This window comes from Flavobacteriales bacterium (genome assembly GCA_016713875.1).
GTDB lineage: Bacteria > Bacteroidota > Bacteroidia > Flavobacteriales_F > PHOS-HE28 > PHOS-HE28.
In genome coordinates, this window is record JADJOI010000003.1 from 440,409 (window position 1) to 460,454 (window position 20,046).

Annotated in this window: 10 protein-coding genes and 1 pseudogene; 1 reads left to right on the plus strand and 10 read right to left on the minus strand. The window is 66.0% G+C overall.

What is annotated here, in order from left to right; translation table 11 throughout:
- Positions 1 to 94: 94 nt before the first annotated feature.
- On the plus strand, positions 95 to 1,663 hold the full coding sequence (locus tag IPJ87_03250) for a hypothetical protein (GenBank protein MBK7940883.1): 1,569 nt from the start codon (positions 95 to 97) through the stop codon (positions 1,661 to 1,663).
- A gap of 50 nt (positions 1,664 to 1,713) precedes the next feature.
- Here IPJ87_03250 and IPJ87_03255 read toward each other — a convergent pair whose 3' ends face one another.
- The 10 genes and pseudogenes from IPJ87_03255 to IPJ87_03300 form a co-directional block, all read right to left on the minus strand.
- On the minus strand, positions 1,714 to 2,031 hold the full coding sequence (locus IPJ87_03255; GenBank protein ID MBK7940884.1) for a hypothetical protein: 318 nt from the start codon (positions 2,029 to 2,031) through the stop codon (positions 1,714 to 1,716).
- Between the two features lie 43 nt (positions 2,032 to 2,074).
- A complete protein-coding gene (locus IPJ87_03260; protein MBK7940885.1) occupies positions 2,075 to 7,648 on the minus strand; it encodes a hypothetical protein in 5,574 nt (1,857 codons plus the stop codon).
- 1,112 nt (positions 7,649 to 8,760) lie between these two features.
- Positions 8,761 to 8,886 (minus strand): annotated as a pseudogene (locus tag IPJ87_03265) (thrombospondin type 3 repeat-containing protein).
- Positions 8,887 to 9,813: 927 nt separating this feature from the next.
- The gene (locus tag IPJ87_03270; protein ID MBK7940886.1) at positions 9,814 to 11,208 is read right to left on the minus strand and encodes a hypothetical protein; all 1,395 of its coding nucleotides are present in this window, start codon (positions 11,206 to 11,208) and stop codon (positions 9,814 to 9,816) included.
- Positions 11,209 to 11,332: 124 nt separating this feature from the next.
- Positions 11,333 to 12,085 (minus strand): TIGR00730 family Rossman fold protein, encoded by a 753-nt coding sequence (locus IPJ87_03275; protein MBK7940887.1) that lies wholly within the window; start codon positions 12,083 to 12,085, stop codon positions 11,333 to 11,335.
- Complete coding sequence (gene uvrA / locus IPJ87_03280) at positions 12,082 to 14,970, minus strand: excinuclease ABC subunit UvrA (GenBank protein ID MBK7940888.1); 2,889 nt, start codon at positions 14,968 to 14,970, stop codon at positions 12,082 to 12,084. Before uvrA ends, IPJ87_03275 begins: the two co-directional genes overlap by 4 nt.
- Positions 14,942 to 15,919 carry a lytic transglycosylase domain-containing protein gene (locus IPJ87_03285; GenBank protein ID MBK7940889.1) on the minus strand — a complete coding sequence of 326 codons (978 nt, stop codon included), beginning with the start codon at positions 15,917 to 15,919 and terminating at the stop codon, positions 14,942 to 14,944. The genes uvrA and IPJ87_03285 overlap by 29 nt, the downstream gene beginning before the upstream one ends.
- Positions 15,909 to 17,021: an undecaprenyl/decaprenyl-phosphate alpha-N-acetylglucosaminyl 1-phosphate transferase gene (locus IPJ87_03290; GenBank protein ID MBK7940890.1), complete on the minus strand. Its 1,113-nt coding sequence runs from the start codon at positions 17,019 to 17,021 to the stop codon at positions 15,909 to 15,911. Before IPJ87_03290 ends, IPJ87_03285 begins: the two co-directional genes overlap by 11 nt.
- A complete protein-coding gene (gene rfbC / locus IPJ87_03295) occupies positions 17,014 to 17,562 on the minus strand; it encodes a dTDP-4-dehydrorhamnose 3,5-epimerase (protein MBK7940891.1) in 549 nt (182 codons plus the stop codon). Before rfbC ends, IPJ87_03290 begins: the two co-directional genes overlap by 8 nt.
- The gene (locus tag IPJ87_03300; protein ID MBK7940892.1) at positions 17,562 to 20,042 is read right to left on the minus strand and encodes a polysaccharide biosynthesis tyrosine autokinase; all 2,481 of its coding nucleotides are present in this window, start codon (positions 20,040 to 20,042) and stop codon (positions 17,562 to 17,564) included. The genes rfbC and IPJ87_03300 overlap by 1 nt, the downstream gene beginning before the upstream one ends.
- Positions 20,043 to 20,046 lie beyond the last annotated feature (4 nt).

Below are 20,046 nucleotides of genomic sequence, written 5' to 3' on the forward strand. Positions count from 1 at the left end.
TGGGGCCCTTCGCCATTTCAGGGCCATGGCCTGGGCCTGCCTATTTTCGTGCGAAATGCGCACGCTTCGCCGGGGGATCGGGGTCTGTGCCTGGATGGCAGCCGGAGTCGTTGGCCTGCACGCCCAGGAGCACAGCTCGATGCTGACCGTGCACACGGCTCCGTTCGTGGAGGAGGTGGCCTTGGCACTGGACTCCGCTGGGCGGGCCATCGGGCAGCCCCCGGCCTATGGGGTGGTGCTTCCCGTGGAGGAGCGGATCGGAACGGAGCTGACCCGGACCGGAGCAGGCCGGGTGCGGATCTGTTCGGATGGCGCCCTGGCCGTGGAACCCTTTCTGGTGGATGTGCGGCTCGGTCAGGGTGAGCGCCTGGTCCTGCGCGATGCGAACACGCTTGCCGAAGTGATCGGCATCGACCGGACCGAGGTGCCTGCCAGCGGTCGCGTGGCGCTTCCGCGCGTCTTCGGCCCGTGCTGCATCGTTGAGGTCATCGGGGGAGCGGATGGTGGAACGGTCGGCACGTTCACGGTGGCCGAAGTGGGCCACACCTTCCGTGAAGTGTCGTGGCAGAAGTCCGATCCGTGCGAGGTGGATGTGAACTGCACCGAGGGCCAGGCCTTTGCCGACCAGCGTGACGCCGTGGTGCGCGTGGGGGTCCGCGCGAACGGCGCGCTGATCTGGTGCTCGGGCACCTTGATGAACAATACGGCCCTGGACTGCCGTCCCTTCATCCTCACCGCCCTCCATTGCGGCCTGAACTCCACCGCAGCCGATCTGCAGGACTACAAGTTCTACTTCGGGTACCAGCGCACGGGCTGCGGCAGCGGAGCGGCGGACCAGACCAAGTACATCACCGGCTGCCACCGCCGTGCGGACAGCAACGATGGAGGCCTGAACGGGTCGGACTTCCTGCTGCTTGAAGCCTACACCAGTGTACCGGCCGGCTTCGATCCCTACTGGGCGGGTTGGGACGCCTCCAGCGCGCCGAGCGCCAGCGGGGTCACCATCCATCATCCCACGGGCAGCGAGAAGAAGGTGAGCACCTACGCCATGAACCTGCTCACCTCGCAGTGGATCGCAGGTGGGCCGTACAGCCACTGGTTCGTGAAGTGGACGGCCACGGCCAACGGACATGGCGTCACCGAACCCGGTTCTTCCGGGGCACCGTTGTTGGATACGTTCGGCCGGGTGATCGGCACATTGAGCGGAGGAACCAGTTGTTGCGTCGAGGATGGCTGTGGGCTGCCCGGTTCGGGCCCGGACCAGCCGGACTACTATGGCAAGATGAGCTTCCACTGGACGCAGAACCCCAACACCGCCGCGCAGAAGCTCAAGGCGTGGCTCGATCCGCTCGTCCTGGGGGTGCTTGCCCTGGACGGATCCCGATCACCCTGCGCCATCGGCATTGAAGAGCTCTTGGATGAAGACCTTCGCGTGCATCCTGTTCCGGCGCACGACCGGTTCACCGTACGGTGGGAGGCGCCCGATGAGGAGATGGACCTGGTGCTCTGGTCGGTGGGCGGGCGACCGTTGCGCCGCGTGCGGAGCCGGAACGGGGCGATAATGGAGGTCGGGGATCTGCCGGCAGGCAGCTACATCCTCACGCTGACAGGCGCTTCCGGTGGACGTGCCTCACACCCGGTGATCCTGGTCGGTACGCCATGAGAAAAGGCGCCCAGGGGCGCCTTTTCGATCGGGGTCCGGGTGGTCCGGGCTCACTTGAGCTCCTTCACCGTGCGACCGCTCGCGCGGTACTTGGCGTCCATTTCGGCCCGGGCCTTCCGGGCATCCGCTTCGCTGGTGTGACGCACCACTTGCCAGCGCTGGGCGGGCACTGTGGCGGGCAGCTTGCCGAAGCGCGCCTTCACCGCATCGTTCGAAAGATCGGCGTCCACGGCGATCACCTCCGTGACGATCACACGACCACCCTTCTCCTCACCCACGAGGAAGGCGGCTGTGGTGGGTTGCTGGGCCTGGGCGGCGACGGTGATGATGGCGCAGGCGGCGGCGAGAGCAAGGCGTCGGAGGATCATGGGCCGGTGTTCGTTCGTGCAATGATACGCATCGTCGGCAAGCTTACCAAGCCGCCCGTGGTTCGGCGCCCGGAGCGATCACCTGCACCGGCCCCCCCTTCGTCCGGGCATAGATCCGCGCATCGTACATGGCCTCCACCTGGGCGCCCGGGAAGTGGTATCGGCCGGTGTAGGCTGCGGTCACCCGCAGATGGAAGACGGCCTTTTGTCCGCGTGCCAGATCGAAGTAGGTCATCACCCGGTCGTCGCGCACATCCTGGTAGGTGTAGGGGCTGTCGGTATGGACCTGCTCCAGACCTTCCATGCGAGCGTTCCGGATCTCCCATCCGGAGGGGAAGACCTGCGAGAGCGCCAGATTGCTGTAGAGGGGCTCGGTGCCCACATGGGTCACCTCCACGTTCACGAGCACATCCGTGCCCTGCGTGAGCACCGCCGGGTCCAACGTGCTGCCATTGGTCCCTGTGAAGGTGGTGCGGATGCTGAGCCCATTGGATGACGCGTTCTCCTCGCCGTGACCGGGTGTGCCGTGCCGGGTGATCCGGGTGAAGACCAAGCCGGTGCCTTTGTTGACCAGATGTACGGTGTGCGGGCGGTCCGGCGTTCCAAGCGCCATGCGCCAGGTCGAACGGGCGCTTCGCACCGTGGTGGGTTTGCCGTCGATGGCGACGGTGAGGTCGAGACCGTTGCCCTGCCCGTTGGCGGCGGTGTAGCGGGCCACGGCCATCAACGCGAAGGCCGCGCTCTGTGTGCTGAGCCACTGATCGCTGCCAAGACGCTCGGCGATGCGGAGGACCACGGGGCCGGCCTCGGGAAGACGTCCGCTGCGCAGGAGGGTCAGGGCGATGAGGGCCTCATCGCGGACCGCGCTCCCAAAGGTGCCGCTCAGTTCGGCGTAGTCCGTGATCCCGGCGGAGATGCCCGTGGTCAAGGCGTTCGCTGCATCGGTCCGGCCGAGCTCGGCGTAGGCGGCGGCCAGGGTCCACCGGGCCATGGGTTCAAGGGTGGGGATCGACCGAAGACGGTTCATGGCGGCAGGCTCCTCGGCCCCGGCCAGGGCCAGGGCGAACAGGCGGTAGGCCTGCACGAAGGCCGAACGGCCTTCGGTGGCCGGTGACCACGCCCGGGCCGCGTTGCGCTGCGAAGCGGTCCATCCGGTGCGCATGGACCCGGGCACGGCGTGACCCAGTCGGGCGGCCTCCAACAGGAAGTGCCCGGCGTAGATGCTGCTCCAGTCGTCCGTATGCGTCCCTCCCGGCCAATAGCTGAAACGACCGTCACCACGCTGGAAGAACGCCAGCTTGCGGATGGCGGCCCCCACATCGGCCTGCACCTGCTCCTTCAGGGAAGGCGAAAGGTCAACGAGGCCGTCCAGGTAGAGCTGCGGGAAGGCCTTGGACACGGTCTGCTCGAGGCATCCGTGCGGGTAGCCCAACAGCTCCTGAAGGCGTCGCTCCAGACCGAGCGGTGGCAGGCTGGTGACCTCGATGACGGCCGAGTTGGTGCCACCGGCGCCGATGGGGACCACGGAGAGGTCCACCTGCCCACCCGCCTGCACCGCTCCATCCTCCGATCGGGTGATCGGCAACATGGGCGAGCGAACGCCGATGTCGATCCGCGTGGTGGCGCGCTCTGTGCCCGCCAGGGCGGTCACGTTCACCTGAGCGGCCCCTGTGCGGTCCCCGGCACGCAGCTGGAAACGGACCACCTGTTCCCCGGTGCCGTCGAACCGCACCGCCCGTTCAAGCGGGCCTTCGCCCGTGACCGCACCGGACAGGCCGACCTTGACCGTGACCTCGCGCAGCAGCTTGTCCATGGCGAACACGGTGACGGGAAGCTCCACCGTCTCGTCAGGCCCGAGCACACGGGGCAGGGTGGCCAGGACCATGAGCGGCTGGCGCACGGGCACGGCTTGTTCGGCATGACCATAGGCCCCGTCGGGGTGGCTGGCCACCACCATCACCCGCACCCGGCCCACGTAGTTGTCGATGGTGAACCGATGGGTGCCGCGCTGGCCCGGAGCCAGGGAGAGGGGACCGGCGTGCAGTACCACGGGCTTGAACCGCCCGATGCGGGAGGGATCGACCGGCCCGCCACCATCGCTGCCCCCGACGGCCAGCACGCGGCCGGCCTCCACCCCGAAGGCGCCGATCACCTGGTCGTACAGGTCGAAGCTGTGCACGCCGAGCGCTTCACGCGCGTAGAGCTGTGCCCAGGGGTCGGGTGTCCGGAAGCGCGTGAGGTCGAGAAGGCCCTCGTCCACCGCATACAGCATGTAGTGCATGGCACGTCCGCTCTTCTCCGCCACCGTGAGGGTGAACTCGCGCCCGGGCTTGATCTCCGACGGCGCCTCGATCACGGGCTCCAGGCGGGTGGCCGGGTCCTCCACCAGGATGGGGACCACCCCATAGAGGCGGATGGGCAGGTCGTTGGCCACCTCACCGTGCGGTTGCAGCAGCGTGACATGCGCGTGGATGTTCGGCATCATGGCGGCAGTGGCCTTGAAGCGATGGGTGGTGCCGCCTTCGGTCAGTGCGATCCGCGTGATCTCCACCACGCGGTGGCCGTTCTCGAGGCTCACGATCGCGGTGCCCTTGTGCGCGGATGGGATGGTGAGCTCCACCTCGTCGCCCGGGGCGTACCGCTCCCTGGCCGTGCCGATGGCCAGACGGGTGGCCGCGGGGTCCTTGCCGTGCTCCGCCGCATCGGACGTGCCGTCCGCTCCGAAGTGGAGGCTGACGACGGCCACATGGCCGCTGGCCGGATCCTCCGCGCGGACCAGGTACCGTCCGGTGGCGGCGGCCTCCACGCGCACATCCAGGGAACCACGGCCCTGGGGATCGGTAAGCACATCGTGCGAGGAGATCACCCGCAGGCCCTCGCCGGTGCGGCCGCTCGTGGGCCCATCCATCGCGCCATGCCACCATCGCTCCTCATCCACCTTCATCACCTGCACCTTCAGCGGACGACCAGGTGCGGGCTTGCCCGCACCGTCCAGGCTCACCAGGTCGAAGCGGTGCGGCCGGCCGGCCAGGTAGGTGTCCCAGGCCCCGTCCGGTGAGGGAGGCCGCAGACCCGCGTAGGTGCGATAGGGGTGGAGCACCACCTCCTGCTGGTCCGTGCTGGCATCCCCGCCTGGATCGCTCACGCGGCTGACGACCGTGAGCCGCAGTGCCGAAGGGGCGCCCGCCGATGGCTTCAGGTCGAAGGGGAAGACCGCGCGCCCCTGTGCGTCGGTGCGCCCCTCGAACACGATGGTCTCGCCCTCGGTGAGCTGATGACCGATATCGTCGAACACGAAGTCGTCATGCCCTTTCGGCTTGAACTCGGCCCGGGCGAGGCCCACGGAGACCACGACCGGCGCCTGAACGGCGGGAGCTCCATGCAGCCAGACCGCCTCGAGCCGGATAGCACGCGGAAGTTGATCCGCCAGCAGCGGACCGGTGCCGAGGTCGAGCGCGATCCGCATCCGGTTGGGTTTCACCGTCTCGATGCGCAGCGACCGATGGAAGGCGGCATCGCCCACCGTCACCCGCCCCAGCCAGAGGCCGGTGGGTGCATCCGGTGATGTGGCGCACGGGAATCCGTACTGGTCACCCACCGCCTGTCGACGCACGGCACGGTGCACGACCCGGCCGTTCGGGTCCATCAGTTCGAACACCACCGGATGGTCCTTGGGGAGGGCCTTGTCGCGGTCGTTCAGGATGAAGGCCAGATGGAGGGAGTCGCCGGGTCGCCACACGCCGCGCTCGCCGTAGAGGAAGCCCTTCAGGCCTTGAGGAAGCGCCTCCCCACCCACGTCGAACGCGCTTACATCGAGCGCCGAACCATCATCCACACGCAGGTAGCCGCGCTGTTCCTTCGATCGGGCCACCACCAGAAAGGGGGTATGCGCCGGGGCCGGCAGTGCGGCGAAACCCTGACCGTCGGTGGTCAGGTGGCCCAGGATGCGCAGTTGCGGATCGAGCACATCCACCTCCGCTCCGGGGATGGCTGCACCGCTCCGCAGGTCGCTCACCACCACCCGGAGGGCACCGTTCGCGTCGCGTTTGGCCAGCAGACCGAGGTCGCTGGAGAGCACATTGCGGCTGGTCTTGCGACGGCTGCCGTAATAGCTGGATGAGCAAGGGTTGTCGCGTTCCCGATGGTCATAGTCATCCGTATACCAGGAGTCGTCATAGTAGTAGTAGTAGCCCGCGCGGTCGAAGGCGCTGTCGTCCAGCGTCGGCGTTTCGGTGCGACCGTTCAGCCCCGCCTCGGGGGAGGGCGGAGTGCCGTCGCCGCACGGGAATGCGGACTGGTCCTGGCGGAAGCCGAGCTCCACCCGGTGGATGGCACCGGGTTCCGCGGAAATGAGCTTGTCGAGGTCGAGGAAATAGCGGTTCCATCGTCCGGGATCCGGGGTATCCGAGCTGATGAGGGGCACATCCTGTTCGGCCACCAGGCGCCCCACGCGGGCCAGCTCCTCGCCACCGGCCAGGTCGTTCACCTGCAGGAATTGCGGGATGTTGTCCGCGTGCACCCGGATGATCCGCACGGTCACCGCGCGCAGGTTGACGGCCTCGAAGGGGAGATTCCGGCCACCGGTGGTGGGCAGCACCACGCCATCGCCGACGAAACGCACCGCCGGGCCCGGTTCGGGGAAGCGCACACGGGTGGTCACATCCCGATCGAGGGTGAGGCCAGTGGCGGTCCGAAGGCCCGCAGCCGCGAACACGGTCTGCTCGCCGTGCTGCGGCTCGCTGGGATGAAGGATCAGCGTGTTGCCCTCCACGGCGATGCGCATCGGTGGTTCGCCGGAGACGCCGGCCAGGCCGGTCAGGTCCTGGGCGGGGTCGGGCGGCTCGGAAAAGAGCAGGCGCACCTGCTGCTCTCCATCGAGCAGGGCGCGGGCGCTCAGCAGGGCGAAGCGTCCGGCCTCCGGCAGGTCGAGGCTCGTACGGCCCTCGTCCGCACTGCCGATCGCCTCCGCGTCCCAGATCAGGTCCACCACGGTGGCGACGGGGCCTCTGCGCACACTATCGGCCACCACATCGTGCCGCAGCCGGTCCGGCGAGCTGCTGATGCGCAGCGGCACATCTCGACCGTCCTGCCTCGCGCTGAAGCAGGCCAACAACTGTTCCGCTCGGGCCTGATCGGCCGTGGTCACCTGCCAGGTGATGCTATGCATGCCGCCGCCGTCGCCGTCCAGCGGGGCCACGTCCTCAAGATCCACGGCGAGGTGTTGCTCGAGGGTGCGGAATCCGAAGCGGAAGGTGGACAAATGGTCGGGCAGTGACACGATGCCTCCGAGCTGAAAGGTGACCGCATGGTCGGTGCCCGGCCGCAGGGCTTCCTTGGGGACGAATGCGAGGGTGCGGGCATCGTGCCAGCGCACAGTACCCTCCACAGTGGGATCCAGATCGAAGAGGGAGGCCAGCTTCGTCGCGCTCGTGTCGGTGAGGGTGAGACCCTCCGCCAGGCGAACGAGCACGGGGGAGGAGGCTGAGACCGGCCCGGCCGTGAAGGCCGTGATGTACGGGGCGAAGGCCGGATCAGGGCGGGGGAGCGGAGGCCGGCTGCAGGCGGCGGTGAACAGGGCCAAGGAGAGGGCCGTGGGCCAGGACCAGGAACGGAGCATGGTACAGGGATGTGCGGCAAAAGGTAGCCGCCATCGCCTCAACGACAAGAAGCTGCGGGGAATTGCCGGGATCAGGGCTCCGCCATGAGGCGGTCGGCCTCGTCGGCGGTGATGACGCGGTCGCCCATGGCGCCCACGGTGAAGGCATCGGAGAGGCCTTTCGCCTTCAACTGTTCCTTGGCGGCCTCGGCCTCGGCACGGGTGCGGAAATCGCCGTGGTAATAGCGCACCGCATCCACGCTGGGCACGGGGGTCACGTTGCCGATCTCGATGTACTTGTCCATGATGTCCATCGGGACATTGCCCGCGAACGTGCCCACCTGCACCCGGTAGCGGATGAGGCTCTTATCGATGCCGCCCACGGCGGTGGTGCGCAGATCCTCCGGTCCGGTGAGGCGCGCTCCGGCCTCCTTGAGGCTCACCCGTTTTCCGTTCTTGAAGGCCACGAGGAACGCGCCCTTGAAGCCTTTCAGCAGCATGTCCACCTTATGCTTGGCGGCCGGGTTCACATCGGTGAAGCTGCCGGTGTAGTATCGCGTGAGACCATCCTCTCCTTCGATCACCACCAGGTCGGGGATGCCGGTGAAGATGTTCTTCGCGAGCTTGTTGCGGAAGGCGCCCAGCTGCACGCGCACCACCACGCCCTCCGCGGAGGCCGGTCCACCGCTGCCATCAAGACCCGCACCGGCCCGGCGGACCTCCTCGTCGATGTCGATGAGCCTTCCGTCCTCCTCGGCCATCACCCGGCCGTCGATGCCTTTTCCGCTCAAGGACAGCTGCCGCCGCAATGCCTCGGGCAGCGCATCGTAGTTGCCCACCACATAGAAGGTGGTGTCGCCCTTCTCCAACGTGCGCACGTCCGGGATGCTCAGGATCTTCTGGATCAGGTCTTCGGGGATGCCTTCCATGTGCTCACCGACCTTCACCACGTAGGCCCGGCGTTTTGCGGCTGTAGCCGACCGTCCGCGAGGGCCGAAGGACTCGACCCGGGAGCTCAGCATGTTCACGTTCGCCGAGTCCTTGTAGTTCAGCCAGGCCTTCAGCAGCGCGTCATCGGTCAGGGTCACCCCGTCCGCATCCACAGCGGCGCCCGGTGCGGTGTTCAGCTCCAGGTCCAAATGGTCGGGCACGCCGTCGCCGTCGCCGTCCAGCGGACAGCCATGGGCATCCACGGGCACGCCGGACGGTGTTCCGGGGCATTGGTCGTTCCAATCCGTGACGCCGTCCCCGTCCTCGTCGTCGGCCAGGGCCAGCAGGTCCATCTCCTCGGTGGAAAGGGAGGGGCCTTCGCGATCGCGTGGCTTGCGCTGGCCGATGCCATAGTTCAGGGAGAACGAACTGAACAGGAAACGGTCCATCCGAGCGTCGCCCTGGCGCTCCTCGCGGCTGTCCTGCGTCACACCGTCGATGAGGTCGGTGGAGGTGAAATGCATGGTCGTGCCGATGCGCAGATCGAACCGGCCGCCCAGATGCATGCGCGCACCGATGCCCACAGGGATCGCCCAGGTGAGCTCGGGGTATTTGCCGAAACCGTCGAGGTCGAGCTCGCGGATATCGCTTTCGTAGCTGTAGTCGCGTTGCAGCTGCACGGCATCGCCGGCCTGCGGGTCGTTCTCGGTCCGGTCCCGGATGGTACCATCGCTCCAGTAGTGGTACATCCGTCCTTCAGCGTCCAGACGGTCCGTCTTGCTCAGGAACTCCACGGCCTCGACGCCGATGGAGAGGTACGGTTCCACCCGGCGGCCGGGGTTCAGCAGCTGGTGGAAGTTGTAGGTGAACTGGACCCCACCCGTGGTGACACGGGATTCGAAGTTGAGGTTGCGGGTGATGCTGCGTTCGTTGGCGCCCATCCGGCCGTGCAGCGCGTAGAGCCCCACATCGAGCCAGGGTGTCAGCGGGGTGCCGGCCCTCAGCTCATAGCCCACACGGGTCAACAATGGGCTGTAGCCCTTGTGTCCGTTCCCGATGTCGCCGAGGAAGGCGAACATGCCCACGCCGAGGCCGAAGGTGGGGCGGATGCTGTAGCGGCTGCTGTCCACATCTTGTGCGCAGGCACTGCCGGAGGGCGTGCAGAGCAGGGCCCCGAGCGCCACGGCGAGTGTCGTGCGCACGACGGGCCGGTGGCGAAGGTGGGTCAGCATGCGGGGAAAGATAGCTTTCCCGGACTATTGGACCCAGGTCTGACTGGAGAGCATCAGCGCCTCCTGCACAGAGATGCGCTCGCCGTTGTTGTAAGCCGTCACGAAGGGGCCCGGGAGCTCATGGCCGGCGGCCACCAGGGCGATGCGCTTGTCCCTGGCCTCGCGGTATTGACCGTAGGAGCCGGTGGTGTACTTGATCCAACCGTCGTGGCGCTCGATGCTGAACGGTTCGTTGAACCGGTGGCGGCCGGCGAAATACTCGCGTCCCACTTCGCGGTGCGCCGCGGTGATCTGGACCTTGTAAGCGATGCCTTTCTCCGGTGCCGGAACCCCTTTGGAAGGGGCGGGTCTCGTCGTGGCCGGCTTGCTGTCCTCGCTGGGCACCGCCTGTGCGGTCTCGGTCCTGGTCTCCTTGGCGGGCAGGTTGAGGCTGGTATCCTGGGCGTCCGTGGGGCTCATGCGGGCCTGGTCCTGATGCAGGGCGCTGAAGGCCATGTCGCCGATGGTGAAGGTGGAGGCGCCCACGGCCACGCGCTGGGTCTCGTCGTTCAGCAGGTAGCCGAATTCACCGGAGACCGTGTAGTCGCCATCGGGCTGGCCGTTCGCACGCAGCTTGTAGGCCACTTTCAGTTCCTGGTCGGCGGGCAGATTGAGCCACACGAACTTGGCGATGCGGTCCTGCGTGGTGAAGATGGCCTGTGCGCTGCTCTTCTCCATCGCAGTGAACCCCGGGGGCAGGTTCTCCTGCAGCTTGCCGAAACCGCGGATATCGCCCTTCTTGACCATCACCTCCACGAGGAGTTCGCTGGCGGAGACGAGGGTCACCTTCCGTTCCACGGCGACACCGCCCGGACCCTGGCCAGGGGTAGAAGGCACAGCGGGCGCTTCCTCGCTCGGCATCGGCACGGCACCTGCGGCCGTCACGATGTCGTTGGAGGCGTCCGTGGGCTGGGTGATGGGTGCAGCGGCAGGGGTTGCGGCGGCCACGGCGGGATCGCCCATCACGGTCACCATGGCGGTGGCCAGGTCGTAAATGCGCCGTTCGTTGTCGAGGATGTAGCTGAAGCGGCCGTTGATGGGCATCTGCCCGCTCGCCGATGCGGAAGCGACCAGGTTGTACGACACTTTGAAGGACGGCTGGGTGGGCAGGGACATCCAGATGAACTTGGCCTTCTGGTCGCTGAAGGTGAAGGAGGCGCCTTTCGTTTCGATGGCGGTGCAGGTGAATCCCTCGGGGAGGTCGATCTGCAGTTTGGCGAACCCGCTGAGGTCGCCCTTCTCGACCGTCAAGGTCACCTTGGTCTCGCTCCCCGGCATCACGGTGGCCGGCACATCCTGCGTGATCTTGATGTCGGTGAGGAGGAAGATCTCGATGAGGAGGACGCCGATGAGGTCGACGAGGATGAGCAGTTGGGCCATGGATCCGGAACGGTTTGCACGGCCCTTCGGTGGGCCTGAGCAAAACTACCCGGAGGCCTAGCGGCGCAAGGAGGTGAACACGCGCCCGTTGCGAACAGCGCCGTGTTGAGAAGGGGGTGCGGCCCTAGAAGTTCGGCTTCAGCAGGTACTTGCTGTAGAAGGCATCGATCGCGTCCACCGCCTCCTGCGCCGTGTCCACGGCCGTGATGAGGTCGAGGTCGACGGGGTTGATGTAGGCATTGCGGTCGCCCATGGTCTGCTTCACCCAATCGAGCAGGCCCTTCCAATAGGTGCGCCCGACAAGGATGATCGGGAAGCGGCCGATCTTCTGTGTCTGGATCAGGGTGAGGGCCTCGAAGAGCTCATCGAGCGTGCCGAAACCTCCAGGCAGCACGATGAATCCCTGGGAGTACTTGGTGAACATGACCTTTCGCACGAAGAAGTAGTCGAAGTGCAGGCTCTTCTCCTTGTCGATGTAGGGGTTCGGCGCCTGCTCGAAGGGGAGCTCGATGTTGAGGCCCACGCTGGTGCCCCCGCCGCGTTGCGCACCCTTGTTGGCCGCCTCCATGATGCCCGGCCCGCCGCCGGTGATCACGCCATAGCCGTAACCGGTCAGCAGGAAGGCGATCTCCTCGGCGAGCTTGTACTCGGCGCGCTCGGGCGCGGTGCGGGCGCTGCCGAAGATGCTCACGCAGGGCCGGATGCGCTGCATGGCCTCGAAGCCTTCCACGAACTCGCTCATGATCTTGAAGATGGCCCAGCTGTCGTTGGCCTTCACCTCGCTCCAGCCCTTCCGTTTGAAGGCCTTCCGGATGCGGCGTTCGCTTTCTTCCTGTGCGTGCTGTGCCGGCACGGCCGGCTTGGGTGTGCGTTTCATCGCAGTTCGTTGCTGAGGTAACGGGCGGTGTGGCCTCTCCCCATGCGCACGACCTCCTCGGGCGTGCCGCGGGCCACGATGCGTCCGCCGCCATCGCCGCCCTCGGGGCCCATGTCGATCACATGGTCGGCCACCTTGATGATGTCCATGTTGTGCTCCACGACGAGCACGGTATTCCCTTGGTCGACCAGCCGGTCGAGCACGGCGATCAGCTGCCGCACATCCTCGAAGTGAAGGCCGGTGGTGGGCTCGTCCAGGATGTAGAGCGTGCTGCCCGTGCCGCGACGGCCCAGCTCGCTGGCGAGCTTGATGCGCTGGGCCTCGCCCCCGCTGAGGGTGGTGCTGCTCTGCCCGAGGGTCACGTACCCGAGGCCGACGTCCATCAGGGTGCGCAGCTTCATGGCCAGCTGGGGCAGGTCGGCGAAGTGCTCCAAGGCTTCCTCCACGCTCATGTCCAGGACGTCGGCGATGCTCCGGCCCTTGAAGCGCACCTCGAGCGTCTCGCGGTCGTACCGTTTGCCACGGCATGTCTCGCAGGGCACGTCCACGTCCGGCAGAAAGTTCATGGCGATCGTGCGCACCCCGGCGCCCTTGCAGGTCTCGCAACGGCCACCGGCGGTGTTGAACGAGAAGCGGCCGGCCTTATAGCCGCGCACCTTCGCTCCGGGAAGCTGGGTGTATAGCTGGCGGATGGCGTCGAACAACCCTGTGTAGGTGGCCGGATTGCTACGCGGCGTTCGGCCGATCGGGCTCTGGTCCACTTCGATCACCTTGTCCAGGTGCGCGAGACCGTCCACCTTGCGGTAGCGCAGAGGCCGCGTGTCGGCGCGGTGGAAGTGGCGGGCCAGGATGGGGTACAGGGTGTCGCCGATGAGGGTGCTCTTGCCACTGCCGCTGACGCCGGTGACGCAGATGAAGCTGCCGAGCGGAAGTACAAGGTCCACATCCTGCAGGTTGTGGCCCGAGGCACCGAGCACGGACAGGCGGTGCCCGTTGCCGGCGCGGCGCAGACGGGGCACGTCAATGGCCAGTTCGTTGCGCAGATAGCGGCCGGTGAGGCTGTCGGCCTTGCGGACCTCCGCGGGCGAGCCCTGGGCCACGATGCGGCCGCCATGCTCGCCGGCCCCGGGCCCGATGTCGATCAGGTGGTCGGCCTGCAGCATCATCTCCTTATCATGCTCCACCACGATGACGCTGTTGCCACCGTCGCGCAGATGGCGCAGGCTGCCGATCAGCCGGTGGTCGTCGCGCTGGTGCAGGCCGATGCTGGGCTCGTCCAGGATGTACAGGACCCCGGTGAGCTGGCTGCCGATCTGGGTGGCCAGCCGGATGCGTTGGGCCTCACCACCGCTCAGCGTGCGGGCGCTGCGGTCGAGGGTGAGGTACTCCAGGCCCACATCGAGGAGGAAGCGGGTGCGCGCGGTGATCTCCTTCACCACATCGCGGGCGATCAGGGCCTGGCGTCCCTGGAGGCGGTCCAGCAGCCCCTGGGTGTGCGCATGCAAACGGTCCAGTGGCAGGGAGGCGAGCTCGTGGATGTTGAGCCCGTCGAGGCGGAAGTGAAGGGCGGTGCGCTTCAGCCGGGTTCCCATGCACTCGGGGCAGGTCACCATGTGGGTGAACTGCTCGGCCCACTTCTGGGCCTGGGCCCCGCCTTCCTTCGCCTGCTCCAGGATGAAGGGGATGATGCCCTCGAACTGCACGGTGCGGTCGCTCAACCCCACCTGGCTGCTCACGCGGAGCGGCTCATCCAGGCCGTTGAGCAGCGCGGCCACCACATCGTCGCCCATCTCCTCCACGGGCGTGTCCAGATCATGCCCGAAGCCGGCGAGCACGGCCTCGACCTGGCGGAAGACCCAGGAGCTCTTGAAGCTGCCCAGCGGCAGGACGGCACCGCGCCGGATGCTCTTGCCGCGGTCCGGGATGATCTTGCCGATGGCCACGTCGGTGACCTGTCCGAGACCGCTGCACCGTGGGCACGCGCCATAAGGGCTGTTGAAGCTGAAGAGGTTCGGCTCCGGCTCCTCGTAGGCGATGCCGCTGGTGGGGCACATCAGGTGCCGGCTCAGGTAACGGGGCTGGGTGCCGTCCGGCGGCAGTGCCATCAGGTTGCCCTTCCCGAGCTTCAGGGCCAGGTCACAGGCATCGGCCAGGCGTTTCCGGCCGGCGCCGGCCTGCCCGGCGGCCGGCACCTTCAGCCGGTCGATCACCACCTCGATGTCGTGCACCTTGTAGCGGTCCAGGCGGGGGCGCGTGGTGAGGTCGATCACCTTGCCATCCACACGGGCGCGCAGGAAACCCTGGCGCAGCAACTGCTCGAAGAGCTCCTTGTAGTGGCCCTTCCGACCTCGCACCACCGGTGCGAGCACGAGCAGCTCGCTGCCGGCATGCTCCTCCATCAGCAGGTCCACGATGCGGGCATCGGTGTAGCGGACCATGCGCTCGCCTGTCACGTAGGAGTAGGCATCCGCCGCTCGGGCGTAGAGCAGGCGCAGCAGGTCGTAGATCTCCGTCACCGTGCCCACGGTGCTGCGCGGGTTGCGGCTGATGGTCTTCTGTTCGATGGCGATCACCGGGCTCAGCCCTGTGATCAGGTCCACATCGGGGCGCTCGATACCTCCGAGGAATTGCCGTGCATAAGCGTTGAAGGTCTCGATATACCGGCGCTGCCCTTCGGCGTGCAGAGTGTCGAAGGCCAGGCTGCTCTTTCCGCTTCCGCTCAGGCCCGTGATCACCACGAGCTGATCGCGGGGGATGACCACGTCGATGTTCTTCAGGTTGTGCACCCGGGCGCCAAGCACCTCGATGGCGGCATCGCCGTTCGATGGTGCGGTGGCGCTTGCGGTGTCCGCAGCCTCACTGGTCCTGCGCACCTTCCGCGGCATCGAAATCAGCGGCAGGCAGCAGCAGCTCGTAGCGCCGGCCTGCGGGGTTGGACAGGCGCGTCTCGCGCAGCCAGGGGTTCAACAGCTTCAGCACCTTGTAGGAGGTGCCCTGCTCGGACCCGAAGGCGGCCAGGTCGTTCACGGGCCCGTCCACCACGTGGATCCGCACCTTGTAGGGCGCGTACAGGTCCTTGGAGCGGATGTGGAAGCCGTAGCGGCCGGGGTCGGCCATGATCTCCTTCATCGCAAGGGCGCGGAACACGTAGCGCGAGGTCTCCTCCGGCAGCAGCAGGTCGTAATAGTCCTTGGCGTTCTGCCGGCCGATCTGTTTGTCGAGCCCACCGACGCCCAGGTTGTACGAGGCCATGGCCATCGCCCAGGAGCCGTATCGCGCATACGCCTCCTTCAGGTAGCGGGCGGCGGCGCGTGTGCTCTTCACCACGTTGTAGCGCTCATCCACCTCGGTGTTCACCTCCAGGCCGTACCGCGGGGCGGTGTCCTTCATGAACTGCCAGAACCCCGCAGCGCCCATGGGGCTCACGGCGTTGGTGAAGCCGCTCTCGATGAGGGAGATGTACTTGAGGTCCTCGGGCACACCCTCTTCAAGCAGCACCTGTTCGATGAGGGGGAACCAGCGTGCGGCCCGTTTATGGGCCAGGATGGAATTGCTCTGCCAGTAGGTGTTCACCAGCAGCTCGCGGTCCAGCCGTTCGCGCACATCGAGCTTCTCCAGCGGTACGCGTTCGCCGCACAGCTCCACGGTGTTCGGCAGGGTGAGGGAGAAGATCTTGTAGCTGTCGTTGAAGTGCCGCTGGTGGTCAAGGTCGTTGTGCTCCTCGATCACCGCGTACGTGAACAGGTTGGCGCCCAGGACACCCGCCAGCAGAAGGGCTCCCGCCCCGGCGATGCGCAGGGCATGGACGAGCGGTGTGCGGGGTTCAGTGGCCATGTTCGGGGGGGGGAGTGGGTCGTGGGCGCCGGGTGGGCAGGTAGAGCAGCAGGAAGACCGCGACGGCGTACAGAACGAAGATCGCCGTGTGAAGGTTCCGCCACACGCCCACGAAGCGCAGGACCGCAAAGTTAAGGAACACGCTGAGGGCCCCCAGCGCACCGAAGGTGAGGGCCACCTGGGCATCGCTCAGGCCCAGGTAGCTCAGGTGGTGGGTGGTGTGGTCACGGCCGCCCACGAACGGGCTTCGCCCACGCCCGATGCGGTTGATCGTCACGGTGGTGGTGTCCGCGATGGGCAGCAGGAACACCACGAGGGTCATGATCGCCTGCCTCCAGTGCTCGTCCGCACCGGTGACGGGGGAGGGGGCGTTCCAGAAGCAGCGGATGCCCACGTAGGCGAGGTAGACGCCCAGGAACTGGCTGCCGGTGTCGCCCATGAACATCCGGCTGGGGTTCCAGTTGTAGAACAGGAATCCGGCCAGCGCGGCGATGGTGCCCACCAGCAGCACCATGTGGACGCCCTCCACCGGGCCGAGCATCAGGTGCACCACGAGCCCGTTCAGCAGGATGAAGACGGAGACCACCGTGGTGATGGCGTCCATGTTGTCCAGCATGTTGATGGAGTTCATGATGCCGACGACCCACACGATCGTGAGGAGCATATCGGCCCAAGGCGCGTGGAAGAACCGGATGCCATTGCCCGAGGCGACGAGGAGGGCACCGCAGCCCACTTGGGCCAGGAACTTCAGAACGGGGCGTGTGTTGTAGGCGTCGTCGGCGAGGCCGAGCAGAAAACCGAGCGAGGTGGCGGCGATGAGGCCCAGGAGACCGGGTTGCCAGAGCGGGGCCAGCGCGGGGAAGAAGACACCGTTCACCGAGAAGGCGCCGAGGAAAACGATGAAGAAGGCGATGCCGCCGAAGGCCGGTTTATGCGTGGCGCTCCAGCGGACCAGGTCCGTGTTGTGTTCACGCGAGCCCAGCGTTCGGGCGAACCGCATGAACAGGGAGTTGATCAGGAGCGAGAAGAGGACCGCGGCGAAGAAGAGGCCGGAGTAGATGAGGAAGAGCTGGGCCGGGGTGTACATGGCCGGGCTAGGCAAGCGTGGGCAGAAGGTCCTTCAACGGAAGGCCGGCCTGGTCCTTGGCGTTCACGATGGGCCCGGTCACCCCCCAGTCGATCGCGAGGGCGGGGTCGTTCCACAGGAGGGTGCGTTCGGCCGCCGGGTCCCAATAACGGGAGCACTTGTACTGGAAGAGGGTGTTGTCCTCCAGCACCGCAAGGCCGTGGGCGAATCCCTCCGGGATGAACAGCATCACCGGTGCGCTCTCGTCGAGCCGGATGCTGAAGTGCCGACCCCGGGTGGGGCTGTCGGCACGCAGGTCCACGCATACATCGAGAACGGCGCCGCGCGCCACGCGCACGAGCTTGGCCTGGGCCGAGGCGCCCGTCTGCAGGTGCAGTCCACGCAGCACGTTCCGGCGCGATACCGATTCGTTGTCCTGTACGAAGCGCACGTTGAGCCCTGTGGACGCAGCGAAGGTCCGCTCGTTGAAGCTTTCCAGGAAGTGGCCCCGGTCGTCGCGGTGCACGGCAGGTCGCAGCACCAGCAGGCCATCAAGGGGAGTGGTCTCGATCCGCATCAGGCCCTGCCGGTGAGTTTGCCCAGAAGTCCCTTGCGGCGACCGCCCTTGCCGCCCTTCCGGTCGCCACGGTCCTCGTAATAGCCGTAGCCCGTGCCATAGCCGTGGCCATAGCCATAGCCGTAGCCGTAGCCATAGCCGTAGTTGTAGCCGTACTTATTGCGGTCGATGTCCACACCGTTCAGGATGGTGGTGATGCGGGTGATGCGGTTCTCGTTGATCAGGCGGTCCACGTTGTGGATGAAGGCCTTCTTGCTGTAGTCCGAGCGGAAGATGTAGATGGGATAGTCCGCACGCTGGATCATGGCGATGCCGTCCGTGACCAGGCCCACGGGCGGGTTGTCGATCAGGATCACGTCGTACGACTTCTTGAGCTCTTCGATGATGAGGTTCATGCGTTCACTGATCACCAGTTCCGACGGGTTGGGCGGGATGGGGCCGGCGGTGATGAAGTACAGGTTCTCGAGGGCGCTCTGCTGGATGCAGTTCTCCAGCGTGTCCTTGTTGATGAGCAGGGTGCTCATGCCGCGGATGTTGTCCACGCCGAAGCCCAGGTGGATCTTGGGTTTCCGCATGTCGAGGTCGAGCACGATGACGCGCTTTCCGCTGAACGCGATGATGCCTGCGAGGTTGATGGCCACGAAGGTCTTCCCCTCGCCGCTGATGGTGCTGGTGATGGCGATGAGCTTTGGCCCCGGGGTATTGTCCACGAACTGCATGTTCGTGCGCACGGTTCTGAAGCTCTCGGCGATGAGGCTCTTGGGGTTCTTATCCACGAGCAGCTGGCTGATGGGGATCTCCTTCTTGTACTTGGGGATCATGCCCAGGATGCCGATGGACGCGCTGGAGGTCTTGGCGATGTCGTTCAGCGAGGTGATGTTGTCGTGAAGCACATAGCGCACCAGAACGATGAGGAAGCTGATCACCAGCCCGGTGAGCAGGTAGGAGAACAACACCAGGTTGCGGTTGGGCGCCATCGGCATCGCAGGGATCACCGGTCGCTCGAGGACCTTGTTGTCCGGCACGAAGCCCGCACGGCTGATCCGGTACTCGATGTCCTTCTCCAGCAGCAGGGTATAGTACTTCTCGTTGATCTGGAACAGGCGGTCGATGCGGGCGAACTCGAGCTCCTTCTCGGGAAGTGTGAGGAAGCGGGCCTCATGCTGGAGGATGATGTCCTCGTATTCCTTCACCTTGTCGGTGAGCCTCGAGCGCAGGCTCCGGATGCTGTTCACCACGAGGCCCTTCTGCACTTGGATGCGGTGCTCGACGTCGCGTACGGCCTGGTTGCTGGGCGTGGCCTCCAGGAAGAGCTCCTCACGTTCGAGGAGCAGTTTCTGGAGCGATTCGATCATGGTGGTGAGCGAACGTTCGTAGGTGGTGCCGACGAGCAGGGGCATCAGATTGTAGACGTCGATGTCGCCCAGGGCTTTGTCCGTGGATTGCTCAATGGCGGAAAGCAGGTCCATCTCCACCCGCACTTCCACGATCCGGTCCTCGTACTCGCGCACCCGGTTCAGGTAGATCGGTGTCAGCTCGCTCATGTCGGACACCTTGTTCTCCATCTTGAAGGCCTGCATCCGGTACTCGGACTCGCGCAGCTTGTCGAACACGGTGTCCTTCTGCGATTCGATGAACCGCAGGATGCTCTCGGCGCTTTCGCGCATGCGCTCCACATCGTATCCGATGTAGGTCTCGGCCATGGCCTCGGCCAGGTCGCGGGCCAGCACGGGGTTGGCATCGCGGCAGTCAATGGCCACGGTCCGGGCATCGTTGTCCAGGATGCGGGCGTCGATCTGCTTGGAGTACTGGGCCACCAGGCTCGATGGACTGTTGATGCGGAAGAAGGTCGAGCCGTCCGCCTCCATGCGTTCCATCATCGCCACGTCATCAAGCCACACGCTGCAGCGGAAATGAGGAGTGGTGATGCGTTCGTTGAGGTCGAAGGTGAGGGTGAGCGGCTGGCCGGCCACGGCATAGGAGAAGGTGGCCTTTCCCTCGGTCTTCAGATCGATGAAGATGGGCATGTCGCGCACCCGGGGATCGAGCACCTCCACATCCTCGATGCGGAAGAAGGTCCCGGTGTACAGCTCGTTGGTGAGGATCTGGCCCTTGTAGAAGTAACTGACCTCGAGCGGAAGCTTGCGCAGCGCCTTGTCGATGAAGAACTTCGAGCGGAGGAGCTCCACATCGGCCAGCAGGTTCTTGTCCTCCACGAACTGGTTCATTTCCAGCACCAGCTGGGCGTTGTTGCTCTCGCGGATCTGCAGGATGGCGCCGCTCTTGAAGGTGGGGGCGGTGTATCGCAGGTAGAGGTAGGCCGCGGCGCCCGACAGGATGATGCAGAGCATGATCCAGACGGACGATCGTTTGATGATGTACAGGAACAGCCCGAGGTCGAACTCGTTGCTGAAGTTCGTGATCCGCTCCCGATAGCTGTCGAGGGTGATGTTCCGCTGGCTGACGTCCTCGTTCAGCATGCTG